The organism is Mycobacterium sp. MYCO198283 (assembly GCF_021213805.1).
In the GTDB taxonomy this organism is placed as follows: domain Bacteria; phylum Actinomycetota; class Actinomycetes; order Mycobacteriales; family Mycobacteriaceae; genus Mycobacterium.
In genome coordinates this window covers 652993-665704 of sequence record NZ_JAJQJI010000001.1, presented here as the reverse complement: position 1 = coordinate 665704, position 12712 = coordinate 652993, and the positions used below count along the sequence as shown (strand labels likewise).

Genomic DNA, 12712 nt, shown 5'->3' with positions numbered 1-12712 from the left:
CATGGCAGACGGGGACGCGAGACGCAGTCACGTCAGGATCGCCGCGGCGATCCTCGCGGCCGTCATCGCTGTCGCGGTGGTCTTCACCTACCTGCTCTACACGGCCGCGTTCACGCCGACCGAGACCATCACGGTGCTCGCCAAGCGGGCCGGCCTGGTGCTCGACACCGGCGCCAAGGTGAAGTACCGCGGCATCCAGGTCGGCAAGGTGCAGCAGATCGAGTACGCGGGCGACCAGGCCAAGCTGACGCTCGCACTCAACAGCGGCCAGCTGGGCTACATCCCCTCGAACGCGGTGGTCCGGATCGCCGGCAACACGGTCTTCGGCGCGAAGTCCGTCGAGTTCGTGCAGCCCGCGAACCCGAAGCAGACCCCGCTCGAACCGGGCACGACCGTGCAGGCCGCCGACGTGCAGGTCGAGGTCAACACGTTGTTCCAGACGCTGATGAACCTGCTCGACAAAGTCGACCCGATGGCGCTCAACGGCACGCTGTCGGCGCTGGGCGAGGGGCTGCGGGGCAACGGTGACGACCTGGGCGCCTCGCTGGAGGGCCTCAACTACTACCTGTCGCAGCTCAACCCCAAACTGCCGGCGTTGGAGAACGACTTTGCGCAGGCAGCCGTCGTCGCCAACGTCTACGGCGACGCGGCGCCCGACCTGGTGACGGTGATCCAGAACGTCCCGACCATCAGCAACACCGTCGTCGACCAGCAGGACAACCTGAACGCCGCCCTGCTGTCCGCGATCGGCGTCGGCGACAACGGCTACGCGGCGCTCGCCCCGGCCGAGAACGACTTCATCGCCGCGGTGCAGCGGCTGCGGGCGCCCGCGAAGCTCCTCGGCGACTACTCGCCGGAGTTCGGCTGTCTGTTCCGGGCGGTCGACAAGGCCATCGACAACTTCGGCCCGATCATCGGCGGTACCCGGCCGGGCCTGTTCGTGTCGTCGAATTTCCTGCCCGGCGCCCCCGCCTACACCTGGCCCGAGAGCCTCCCGATCGTCAACGCCACCGGCGGGCCGAACTGCCGCGGCCTGCCCGACATGCCGTCGAAGCAGCTGGGCGGTTCCTGGTACCGCGCGCCGTTCCTGGTCACCGACAACGCCTACGTTCCATATCAGCCGAACACCGAGCTGCAGTTCGACGCGCCGTCGACGCTGCAGTTCCTGTTCAACGGCGTGTACGCCGAAAGGGACGACTTCTAGCCATGCGGGACAAGCACGTACTCGCCAAGGTCGGCGCCTTCACGCTCGTCATGTTGCTGGTGGCGGCGGGCCTGATCGTCGTCTTCGGCGAGTTCCGGTTCGCCTCCGGCAAGACCTACCACGCCATCTTCACCGACGCTGCCCGGCTCAAGTCGGGCAACGACGTCCGGATCGCCGGCGTGGCGGTCGGCACCGTCGATGAGGTCAAGCTCACCGACGACAACCAGGTGGCCGTGACCTTCGACGTCAACGACCGCTACCAGCTCTACAGCTCGACCAAGGCGCTCATCCGATACGAGAACCTGGTCGGCGACCGGTTCCTCGAGATCGCGGCGGGCCCGGGTGACCTGCGCAAGCTGCCGGCCGGGGCCACCATCCCGATCACGAACACCCAGCCCGCGCTCGACCTCGACGCGCTGCTCGGCGGCCTCAAGCCGGTGCTCCAGGGTCTCGACGGCGGCAAGTTGAACGAGGTCAGCAATGCGGTCATCCAGCTGCTGCAGGGCCAGGGCGGGGCAATGGCCGAGCTGCTCAGCAACACCGGCTCGTTCACGCAGGACATCGCGGCGCGCGACCAGCTGATCGGCGACGTGATCAACAACCTCAACGCCGTGCTGGGCACCGTGGACGCCAAGAGCGCGCAGTTCGACACCGCCGTCGACCAGCTGCAGCAACTCGTCACGGGTCTGGCGAAGGGCCGTGACCCCATCGCGGGCGCCATCCCGCCGCTGGCGTCGGCCACCACCGAACTGACCGACCTGCTGCAGCAGTCCCGCCGGCCCATCCAGGGCGTGATCGAGAACGTGCGGCCGTTCGCGACGGCGATGGACGACCGCAAAGGCGACGTCAACAAGGTCGTCGAACCGCTCGCCGAGAACTACCTGCGGTTGAACGCGCTCGGTGCCTACGGCTCGTTCTTCAACATCTACTACTGCTCGGTCCGGATCAAGATCAACGGTCCCAACGGCAGCGACATCCTGATTCCGTTCGGCGGTCCGCCGGACCCGAGCAAGGGGAGGTGCTCCGAAAGTGGCTAGGCCCAAGGAGCGCGACCCGATCCGCACCGGCATCTTCGGCATCGCGATCGTGGCGTGCCTGGTGCTCGTCTCGTTCGGCTACACCAAGCTGCCGTTCTTCCCGCAGGGCAAGAACTACGAGGCGTTCTTCGCCGATGCCGGCGGTATCGCGCCCGGCAACGACGTGAACATCGCCGGCATCAAGGTCGGCTCGGTGTCGTCGGTCGCCCTGGCCGGCGAGGTCGCCAAGGTGGCCTTCACCGTCGACCGCAAGATCCGCGTCGGTGACCAGACGCTGGTGGCCATCAAGACCGACACCGTGCTGGGCGAGAAGTCGCTGGGCGTCACCCCGCGGGGCACCGGCAACGCGACGTCGATCCCGCTGGACCGCACCACCACGCCGTACACCCTGAACACCGCCCTGCAGGACCTCGGCCGCAACGCCTCCCAACTCGACAAGCCGCAGTTCGAGCAGGCGCTGCAGGTGTTGACCGACACGCTGCGGGACGCCACGCCGCACCTGCGCGGTGCGCTCGACGGCGTGACCGCGCTGTCGCGCAGCCTGAACTCGCGCGACCAGGCGCTGGAGGATCTGCTGCAGCACGCCAAGTCGGTGACCAGCATCCTCGCGCAGCGCGCCGGCCAGGTGAACCAGCTGATCGTCGACGGCAACTCGCTGTTCGCGGCGCTCGACGAGCGCCGCCAAGCGCTGAGCCAGCTGATCGCCGGCATCGACGACGTCTCGGCGCAGCTCTCCGGGTTCGTCGGCGACAACCGCAAGGAATTCACCCCGGCGCTGACCAAGTTGAACGCCGTGCTCGACAACCTGCTGGAGCGTCGGGAGCACATCAGCGAGGCGCTGCGCCGGCTCCCGCCCTTCGCCACCGCCCTGGGCGAGGTCGTCGGTTCGGCACCCGGCTTCCAGATCAACCTCTACGGTCTGCCGCCGGCAACCATCTCCGAGGTGCTGCTCGACACGTACTTCCAGCCGGGCAAGCTGCCCGACAGCCTCAGCGACTACCTGCGCGGCCTCATCGCCGAGCGGCTCATCATCAGGCCGAAGTCACCATGACACTGTTTACGCAACGCCGCCGCGGCGTACGCATCACGCTGGTCGCCGCGCTGGTGATCATGCTCGCGGCGGGCATCTACACGGTCTGGCCGCATCGGGCCGGAACCAAGCTGGTCGCCTACTTCACCAGCACGGTCGGTCTCTACCCGGGCGACGAGGTCCGCATCGTCGGCGTGCCGGTCGGCAGCATCGACGCCATCGATCCGCGGGCCGACGACGTCCGGGTGACGATGAGCCTGCACTCCGGCATCAAGGTGCCGCAGGACGCGCAGGCGGTCATCATCGCGCCGAACCTGGTGGCCGCCCGCTTCATCCAGCTCACACCCGCCTATTCGAGCGGCGCGACGCTGGCCGACGGCGCCGAGATCGGCCTGGACCGCACGGCCGTCCCGGTGGAATGGGACGAGGTCAAGGAGCAGCTGACGGACCTGTCGCGGCAGCTCGGGCCGCACGAGGGTTCGCTGCAGGGTCCGCTGACCGCCGCGGTGAACCAGGCCGCCGACACCTTCGACGGCAACGGCGACTCGTTCCGCAGCGCGATGCGCGAGCTCTCGCAGGTCGCCGGCCGGCTCGGTGATTCGCGTACCGATCTGTTCGGCACCGTGAAGAACCTGCAGGTGCTGATCAACGCGCTGTCGAAGAGCAACGAGCAGATCGTGCAGTTCAGCAATCACGTCGCGTCGGTGTCGCAGGTGCTCGCAGAGAGCACGACCGACCTCGACAACACGCTCGCGACGCTCAACACCGCGCTGAACGACGTGCGGGGCTTCCTCGGTGAGAGCAATCAGGCGTTGATCGGTCAGGTGAACAAGCTGGCCGATTTCACGTCGCTGCTGAGCAACCAGAGCGACGACATCGAGCAGATCCTGCACGTCACGCCGAACGGATTGGCGAACTTCTACAACATCTACAACCCGGCGCAGGGCACCGTCGGCGGCGTGCTGTCGCTGCCGAACTTCGCCAACCCCGTGCAGTTCATCTGCGCCGGCACGTTCGACACCGGCGCCAACCCGGACAACTTCAAGCGGGCCGAGATCTGCCGTCAGCGCATGGGTCCGGTGTTGCGCCGCATCACCATGAACTATCCGCCGGTGCTGTTCCACCCGATCAACAGCATCACGGCCTACAAGGGGCAGATCATCTACGACACCCCGGCCACCGAGGCGAAGGTGCGCACGCCGGTGCCGTACCTGCAGTGGTTGCCGGCACCCGGCGTGACGCCGCCGGAGATCCCGTCCGACGCCACGCTGGACTCGCTGATGCTGCCGCCGCAGGAGAGCACCGCCGCACCGGGCGCGACGTCGACGGGCGCCACCCCGGCCGGTCAGCCGACCGCACCGCTGCCCGCGGAGGCACCGGTCGCCGGCCAGTCGGCGCCGGCGGCCACCGGTCCTGCACCGGGTCCGGCTGCCGGTCCGGCTCCTGCCGAGGCGCCGCTACCCGGACCGGGAGGTGCCGGATGATGCGGCCGACGAGGGGCGGCGTGTCGACCGTCGCCGTCCGCACGGTGGCGATCGCGAGTGGCACGGCGGTGTTGGCTGGCTGTTCGTTCGGCGGCCTCAACTCGCTCGATCTGCCGGGAACGCAGGGGCACGGGTCCGGCTCCTACGAGATCACCGTCGAACTGCCCGACGTGGCGACCCTGCCGCAGAACTCGCCGGTGCTCGTCGACGACGTCACCGTCGGCAGCGTCTCGGGCATCGAGGCGATGCAGCGACCCGACGGCACGTTCTACGCGGCGGTGAAATTGGCGCTCAACGGCGACGTCGAGCTCCCCGCCAACGCGGTCGCAAGGTCGCGCAGACATCTATCCGAGCACAGAGGAGGTGCTGTCGGCGCTCGGCGTCGTGGTGAACAAGGGCAATCTCGGTGCGCTGCAGGACATCACCGACGAGGCCTATCAGGCGGTGGTCGGCCGGACGCAGAATTTCAACGGCCTGCTGCCCCGGCTCGCCGAGCTCACGCGGTCGCTGAACCGGCAAACCGACGACATCATCGCCGCGGCCGAAGGACTCAACCGGGTGGCCGGGCAGTTGGCCGGGCACCGCGACGATCTGGCCCGGGCGCTGGACACGCTGCCGGACGCGATCAAGGTGCTCAACAACAACCGCGACAACATCGTGAACGCCTTTGCGGCGCTGGGCCGCTTCTCCGAGGTCGGCTCGCGGATGCTCTCGCAGACCAAGACCGACCTCACCGCGGTGATCCGCGATCTCTATCCGGTGGTCAAGGCGTTCAACGACTCTCGTGACGAGTTCATCAGCGACCTGAAACTGCTGCCGACCTTCCCGTTCGTGAACGACTACATCAAGAACGCCGTCCGCGGCGACTACCTCAACGTGTTCGTCACCTTCGACCTGACGGTGCGGCGCACCGGCGAGTCGGTGTTCACCACGTCGGCGCTCGACCCCAACATGAAGCACATGGGTGAGGTGCTGACGCCGCCCGACTGGCTGACCGGCCAGCTGGCGAACCTGTCCGGACAGGCCGCGGACCCGTTCAAGATCCCGCCCGGAACGGCGAGGCAGTAGGAACATGCTCGATCGACTCGCACGCATCCAGCTGACGATCTTCGCGATCGTCACCGTCGTCACCGTCGGCGCCGTCGCGATCTTCTACCTGCGGGTGCCGACGGCGCTCGGCATCGGCTCCTACGACATCACCGCCAACTTCGTCGCCGGCGGCGGACTGTACGAGAACGCCAACGTCACCTACCGCGGGGTCGAGGTCGGCAAGGTCGAGTCCGTCGGGCTGGCCCGCGACGGCGTCGACGCGAAGATGGTGCTCAACAGCGGCACACCGATCCCGGCGAACGTCACCGCGACCGTCAAGAGCGTGTCAGCCATCGGCGAGCAGTATGTCGACCTGGTGCCGCCGGAGAACGCGTCCACCGAGAAGCTGCGGGAAGGTGCCCGCATCGGACAGGACCGCACCGCGATCGGCCAAGACATCGCGGGTCTGCTGCAGTCCGCGGAGGACCTGGTGAGCAGCGTCGGTGACAGCCGGCTGCGGGAATTGCTGGCCGAGACGTTCAAGGCGTTCAACGGTTCCGGGCCCGAGCTGTCGCGGCTGATCCGGTCGGCGCGGCTGCTCATCGACGAGGCGAACGGCAGCTACGAGCAGACCGTCGCGCTCATCGATCAAGCCGGGCCGTTCCTGGAATCGCAGGTCCGCAGCGGCGACGACATCCGCTCGCTCGCCGACGGCCTCGCCCGCGTCACCGGCAACGTCCGGAACGCGGACGCGCAGTTGCGGGACACACTGGCGTCGGCGCCGGGCGCCGCGGACCAGGCCAGCGCGACATTCAGCGGCATCCGGCCGTCGTTCCCGGTGCTGGCCGCCAACCTCGCCAACCTCGGCCGCATCGGCGTCATCTACAACAAGTCCATCGAGCAGGCGCTGGTGATCTTCCCCGCCCTGATCGCCGCGCTGCTCACGGTCGGCGGTGGCGTCCCGAAGGACGAAGGCGGCAAGCTCGACTTCAAGATCGACCTGGGCGATCCGCCGCCGTGCCTGACGGGCTTCGTTCCGGCGACGGAGATCCGGTCGCCCGCCGACACCACGCTGCGTGACCTACCCAAGGACCTGTACTGCAAAGTACCGCAGAGCGATCCGAGCGTGGTGCGCGGGGCGCGCAACTATCCGTGCATGGAGTTCCCGGGCAAGCGCGCGCCCACCGTCCAGCTGTGCCGCGACCCGGCCGGCTACGTGCCGATCGGCAGCAACCCGTGGCGTGGGCCCCCGATCCCGGTCGGCACGCCGATGGGCGAGCGAGAGGACCAGCGGTACGAGCCGGACAGCCGGAACATCCTGCCGCCGAACAAGTTCCCGTTCATTCCGCCGGGAGCCGATCCGGACCCGGGGCCGCCGGTGGTGCAGCTGCCGCCGGGGGTGCCGCCAGGTCCCGGGCCGGCGCCGCACGCGCCGTTCCCGCTGCCGCAGCCGCCGGCTGACGGGCCGCCGCCGCCGCCGCTGCCGTACTACGGCCCGACGGTACCGCCGTACGGGCTGCAGCCGCCGGCGCCCGCGCCGCCCGCACCGCCGGCGCCCGCGCCGGACGCGCCGCTGCCCGCCGAGGCGGGCATGGTGCCGCAGGCTGCGGGACCGGCGTACACAACCTACGACCCGAACACCGGACAGTTCGTGGCACCCAACGGAGACCGTGGGGTGTTCGACTCCGGTGTGACCACGCTGCCCGCGGAGACGTGGACAGACCTGATGCGATACCCGAGACAATCCTGATGACTGCTGATCTGGAATCCCGTCCCACGACGCGCCGCCGTGCGTCCCGCGCCGCCGGTCCGGCCGGCACCGCTGCGCCCGAGACCGCCACCGTCCGCGTCAAGGCGCCGACGGGCGGGGCGGGTAAGCGGAAGTCCGCGGCCGGCCCGCCGCCGCGCCGGCCGGCGCACCGCAAGCTCGTCGCCAACGCGGCGGGCGCCTTCGCGGCGGTGTTGGCCGCCGCGCTGATCGCCGCGATCGTCGCGCTCGGTGTGCAGATCCGGCACGCCGAGGCGCGGGCCGAGCGGGAACAGCGCTTCGTCGACACCGCCACCTCCCTGCTGATCAGCATGTTCAGCTACACCCAGGACAACATCGACTCCGGTGTCGACCAGTGGTACGCGAACACCAGCGGGCCGCTTCGCGACCAGCTGAGCCAGCCGGGCAACCTCGACGGTCTCAAGTCGCTGTTCCGCGACACCAACGCCAAGTCCGAGGCCATCGTCAACGGCGCGGCGCTAGAAGGCATCGACCCCGTCAGCAACAACGCGTCGGTGCTGGTGTCCATGCGGGTGACGGTCACCGACATCGACGGCATCAACAAGCCGACGCAGTTCTACAAGCTGCGGGTGACCGTCCACGAGGACGACGACGGCAAGATGACGCTCAACGACATCACGTATCCGGAAGGCGGCAATTGATGACGCGCAGGATGCGCGCCGTCACCGTCGTCCTCAGCTCGCTGCTGGTGGCGGCGATCGTCGCCGCCGGCGCCGTCAGCGGCTACCTGTTCTGGGAGCGCGAGGAACTGGTGGGTGCGCAGGCGACGCGCGACGAGGTGGGTCCCATCGCGGCGCGGGCCGTGCCGGCGGTGCTGGGCTTCGACTTCCAGACCATCGAACGCAGCCTGACCGAAGCGGAGCCGCTGCTCACCCCCGAATACCGGCGCGCGTTCCGGGCGCAGGCGGACCGGGACGTGATCCCGGAGGCACGGCAGCGGCAGGTCAACAGCCAGATCAACGTGACCGGCTACGGCGTGATGGACGCGACCCGCAACTCGGCGTCGGTGCTCGTCTACCTCACGCGGACGGTGACGGCGAAGGGCGCCACCGAGCCGGTGTTCCAGGGCAGCCGCGTGCGCGTGGACGTCAAGCGGGTCGACGGCAAGTGGCTGGTGAACTTCATCGAGGTGCTATAGACGCGCCGTCGGCGGGTGTGGCCAGCGCATCGAGGAAGCTTCGGGCCCACCGGTCGACGTCGTGGGCGAGCACCTGCCGGCGCAGCGCCCGCATCCGGCGGCGGCCCTCCTCCGGGTCCTGCTTGAGTGCGGCGTCGATCGCGTTCTTGACGCCGTCGAGGTCATACGGGTTGGCCAGGTAGGCCTGCCGCAGTTCGGCGGCCGCGCCGGTGAACTCGCTGAGCACCAGTGCCCCGCCGAGGTCCGAGCGGCACGCCACGTACTCCTTGGCCACCAGGTTCATGCCGTCGCGCAGCGGCGTCACCAGCATCACGTCGGCGGCCACGAAGAAGGCGATCAGCTCGTCGCGCGGCAGGCCCTTGTGCAGGTAGTGCACGACCGCGTGACCGACCTCGCCGTACTCGCCGTTGATGTGGCCGACCTGCCGCTCGATGTCGTCGCGCAGCAGTCGGTAGGCCTCGACGCGCTCGCGGCTGGGGGTGGCGAGCTGCACCAGCACGGTGTCGTGCGGGTCGATCCGGCCTTCGGCGAGCAGCTCGTCGAACGCCGCCAGCCGGACGTCGATGCCCTTGGTGTAGTCGAGCCGGTCGACGCCCAGCAGGATCTTGCTCGGGTTGCCGAGCTCTTCCCGCAGTTCCTTCGCGCGGCGCCGGATGTCGCGGTGCCGGGCCTTCTCGTCGAGCTCGGCGGAGTCGATTGAGATCGGGAACGCGCCGACCTTGACCGTGCGGTCGCCGACCTGGACCTCGCCGAACCGCGAGCGCACCCCGATCGACGCGCGCGACGTGTTGGCGCCCACCAGCCGGCGCGCCAGGTACAGGAAGTTCTGCGCGCCGCCGGGGAGGTGGAAGCCGACGAGGTCGGCGCCCAGCAGGCCCTCGACGATCTCGGTGCGCCACGGGAGCTGCATGAAGAGCTCGACCGGCGGGAAGGGGATGTGCAGGAAGAAGCCGATGGTCAGGTCGGGGCGCAGCATCCGCAGCATCTTGGGCACCAGTTGCAGCTGGTAGTCCTGCACCCAGACGGTGGCGTCGGGGGCGGCGGCCCGGGCGGCCGCTTCGGCGAACCGGCGGTTGACGTCGACGTAGCGTTCCCACCAGTGCCGGTCGTAGATCGGCTTGACCAGCACGTCGTGGTACAGCGGCCACAGCGTGCCGTTGGAGAATCCCTCGTAGTACCGGGCGACGTCGTCTTCGGAGAGCCGCACCGGGTACAGCGTCAGGCCGTCCTCGACGATGGGGTCCTCGTCACCGTCGGTCAGGCCGGGCCAGCCGATCCAGGCGCCGTGGCGGCGACGCAGCAGGGGTTCGAGCGCCGTTACCAGCCCGCCGGGACTGCGCTTCCAGCGCACGCTGCCGTCCGGCAGGCGTTCGGCGTCGACGGGCAGGCGGTTGGCCACCACGACGAAGTCGGACGCGCCCTCCGCGGTCATCTACGCCTCGTGCTTTGGTCCAATGCCGAGCATCGACAGGAACATCCGGCACTCGTCGGCGTCGGTGGCATAGGTGGCGACCACGCGACGCGCCTGTCGCGCGGTGCTGTCGGCCAATGGCTCGACGTCGCCGATCTCGGCGGCGGGATCTGAGGTGGCGGGCATGTCACAACTCTAAGCGACGCGGCCAACCCGCTGCGGGCGATGGGGCCGGGCGTGACATTATGCCCCGCAGTCGTAAAGTGCTTTCCGGACCTATCGACCACTGCGACGAAGGCAGGTGGCGCATGACCAGCCCACAACCCGAGTTCGTCACCTACGAGACCCTCGACGACGGCACCATCGCCCGGATTTGGCTGAACCGCCCGGAGGCGCACAACGCCCAGAACCGGGGCATGCTGGTGCAGCTCGACGAGGCGTTCGGGCGTGCCGAGTCCGACGACACCGTCCGCGTGGTGATCCTCGCCGCGCGCGGCAAGAACTTCTCCGCGGGCCACGACCTCGGTTCGGAGGCGCAGCTCGCCGAGCGCACGCCCGGCCCGAACCAGCACCCCAGCTTCCGGATGAACGGCGCCACCCGCGACGGCATGGTCGAGCTGCTTTACCACCAGGAGTGGCACTACTACTTCGACAACACCCGCCGCTGGCGGGACCTGCGGAAGATCACCATCGCGCAGGTGCAGGGCAACGCGATCGCCGCGGCGCTGATGCTGATCTGGTCGTGCGATCTCATCGTCGCCGCCGACAACGCGAAGTTCAGCGACGTCGTCGCGGTGCGGCTCGGCATGCCCGGGGTCGAATACTTCGCTCACCCCTGGGAGTTCGGACCCCGCAAGGCCAAGGAGCTGCTGCTCACCGGTGACTCGATCGACGCCGACGAGGCGCACCGGCTGGGCATGGTGTCCAAGGTGTTCGCGGCCGACGAGCTGACCGACAAGACGCTGGAGTTCGCCCGGCGCATCGCCGCCGTGCCGACGATGGCGGCGATGCTGGTGAAGGACTCGGTGAACGCCGCGGCCGACTCGATGGGTTTCACCGAAGCGCTCAAGCACGGCTTCCACATCCACGAACTCGGCCACGCGCACTGGGCCGCCAAGAACGAGAACGGTTTTCCAATAGGGCAGCCGCCCGACGTGCCCGACTGGCGCAGCGCGCCGCCGACCCGGCCCGCGCAGAAGGACGCGCCCTAGCGGCGCCACCCCGGCCGTGGTTCGATACTGCAACGTGTTGCAGTTTTCGACGACGAAGGAGTCGGCGTGCAGGTGTCGTTGACGGACCGGACGTATCTGGTCACCGGCGGAGGCAGCGGTATCGGCAAGGCGGCGGCCGCCGCGATCGTCGAAGCGGGCGGGCGCGCGATGCTTGTCGGCCGCAACGCCGACAAGCTCGCGGCGGCGGTCGACGAGCTCACCGCCCGAGGACCCGGTTCGGTGCGCTACGAGCCGGCCGACGTCACCCGTGAGGACGAGGTGAGCCGCGCGGTCGACGCGGCCGCCGCCTGGCACGGCCGGTTGCACGGCGTGGTGCACTCCGCGGGCGGCGCCACCACCATCGGGCCCATCACCCAGATGGACTCCGAATTGTGGCGCCAGACCGTCGATCTCAACATCAACGGCAGCATGTACGTGCTCAAGCACGCCGGGCGGGAGATGGTGCGCGGCGGCGGCGGCTCCATCGTGGCGATCTCGTCGATCGCGTCGAGCAACACCCACCGCTGGTTCGGCGCCTACGGCGTCGCCAAGGCGGCGCTCGACCATCTGGTGAAGCTGGCCGCCGACGAGCTCGGCCCGAGCTGGGTGCGCGTCAACAGCATCCGGCCGGGCCTGACGAAGACCGACATGGTGGCGCCGGTACTCGAGTCGCCCGAGATCAGCGGCGACTACGCGGCGTGCACGCCGCTGCCGCGGCCCGGCGAGGTCACCGACATCGCCAACCTGGCGGTATTCCTGCTCAGTGACGCGGCGTCGTGGATCACCGGGCAGACGATCAACGTCGACGGCGGCCACGGTCTGCGGCGTGGGCCCGACATCTCCGCCATGCTCGAGCCGGTCTTCGGTGCCGACGCGTTGCGGGGCGTGGTCAGCTCCTAGCGGTTTCCGGCGTCCTTCACCCAGAGGCATTCGCCGCTGAAGCTGACCGTGAACAGCAGCGGAACGATCGTGACGGCGAGCGGTTGCCCGACAGCGCCCTCGGAGACCAGCGGCGGCCCCACGGTGGGCGTCCCATAGACCACCGCGTACTGCTCGGCGCGGCAGCGGCTCGCAGGGTTGGTCGGCGTGCCGGTCCACGAGCCCGAGGCGACGCTGGCGACGCGACGGCCCTCGCCGTAGAGCTTGAGCGCAGGCCCGTAGGAGAGCCAGCGGTCACTGACCGGATAGGCCGCCGTCGACTCCTGCCAGACACCGTTGCATTCCAGCGGCACGCGGTCGTCGGGCACCCAGGTGAGCGCACCGGTTTGCTCCGCCGCGCACGGCGATCCGGGCTGGGGCGCAACCGGTTCGGCGCGCGCCACGCCGGCGGGTGTGGCTGCGAGCAGGGTGAGGGCGACCGCCGCGCCCCAGCGGCGCAT

Annotated in this window: 12 protein-coding genes and 1 pseudogene; 10 read left to right on the top strand and 3 right to left on the bottom strand. The window is 69.3% G+C overall.

The genetic code is table 11. The features are described from left to right. The first annotated feature begins 1 nt into the window (after position 1). From LV457_RS03460 to LV457_RS03425, 8 genes and pseudogenes are all read left to right on the top strand, one after another. A complete protein-coding gene (locus LV457_RS03460) occupies positions 2-1204 on the top strand; it encodes an MCE family protein (protein ID WP_232169009.1) in 1203 nt (400 codons plus the stop codon). Positions 1205-1206: 2 nt separating this feature from the next. Then, positions 1207-2241: an MCE family protein gene (locus LV457_RS03455; protein WP_232169008.1), complete on the top strand. Its 1035-nt coding sequence runs from the start codon at positions 1207-1209 to the stop codon at positions 2239-2241. Then, the gene (locus tag LV457_RS03450) at positions 2234-3292 is read left to right on the top strand and encodes an MCE family protein (RefSeq protein ID WP_232169007.1); all 1059 of its coding nucleotides are present in this window, start codon (positions 2234-2236) and stop codon (positions 3290-3292) included. The genes LV457_RS03455 and LV457_RS03450 overlap by 8 nt, the downstream gene beginning before the upstream one ends. Further along, positions 3289-4755: an MCE family protein gene (locus LV457_RS03445; RefSeq protein WP_232169005.1), complete on the top strand. Its 1467-nt coding sequence runs from the start codon at positions 3289-3291 to the stop codon at positions 4753-4755. The genes LV457_RS03450 and LV457_RS03445 overlap by 4 nt, the downstream gene beginning before the upstream one ends. Then, positions 4755-5823 (top strand): annotated as a pseudogene (locus LV457_RS03440) (MCE family protein). Before LV457_RS03445 ends, LV457_RS03440 begins: the two are co-directional and overlap by 1 nt. A gap of 4 nt (positions 5824-5827) precedes the next feature. Then, on the top strand, positions 5828-7534 hold the full coding sequence (locus LV457_RS03435; protein WP_232169004.1) for an MCE family protein: 1707 nt from the start codon (positions 5828-5830) through the stop codon (positions 7532-7534). Continuing rightward, on the top strand, positions 7534-8214 hold the full coding sequence (locus LV457_RS03430) for a mammalian cell entry protein (RefSeq protein ID WP_232169003.1): 681 nt from the start codon (positions 7534-7536) through the stop codon (positions 8212-8214). Before LV457_RS03435 ends, LV457_RS03430 begins: the two co-directional genes overlap by 1 nt. Beyond that, on the top strand, positions 8214-8711 hold the full coding sequence (locus LV457_RS03425; protein ID WP_232169002.1) for a mammalian cell entry protein: 498 nt from the start codon (positions 8214-8216) through the stop codon (positions 8709-8711). Before LV457_RS03430 ends, LV457_RS03425 begins: the two co-directional genes overlap by 1 nt. Here the strand turns inward: LV457_RS03425 and LV457_RS03420 are convergent. Both LV457_RS03420 and LV457_RS03415 read right to left on the bottom strand, forming a co-directional pair. Then, complete coding sequence (locus LV457_RS03420; RefSeq protein WP_232169001.1) at positions 8695-10143, bottom strand: trehalose-6-phosphate synthase; 1449 nt, start codon at positions 10141-10143, stop codon at positions 8695-8697. The genes LV457_RS03425 and LV457_RS03420 overlap by 17 nt on opposite strands. Further along, positions 10144-10308: a hypothetical protein gene (locus LV457_RS03415; RefSeq protein ID WP_232168999.1), complete on the bottom strand. Its 165-nt coding sequence runs from the start codon at positions 10306-10308 to the stop codon at positions 10144-10146. Between the two features lie 122 nt (positions 10309-10430). Between LV457_RS03415 and LV457_RS03410 the strand changes: the two genes are divergently transcribed. Both LV457_RS03410 and LV457_RS03405 read left to right on the top strand, forming a co-directional pair. Further along, positions 10431-11333: an enoyl-CoA hydratase gene (locus tag LV457_RS03410; RefSeq protein WP_232168998.1), complete on the top strand. Its 903-nt coding sequence runs from the start codon at positions 10431-10433 to the stop codon at positions 11331-11333. Between the two features lie 66 nt (positions 11334-11399). Continuing rightward, positions 11400-12233 (top strand): SDR family oxidoreductase, encoded by an 834-nt coding sequence (locus LV457_RS03405; RefSeq protein WP_232168997.1) that lies wholly within the window; start codon positions 11400-11402, stop codon positions 12231-12233. On the opposite strand, the gene LV457_RS03400 is transcribed toward LV457_RS03405, so the two are convergent. Next, positions 12230-12712, bottom strand: a complete 483-nt coding sequence (locus LV457_RS03400; RefSeq protein WP_232168996.1) for a hypothetical protein — start codon at positions 12710-12712, stop codon at positions 12230-12232. The two genes, LV457_RS03405 and LV457_RS03400, sit on opposite strands and share 4 nt — an antisense overlap.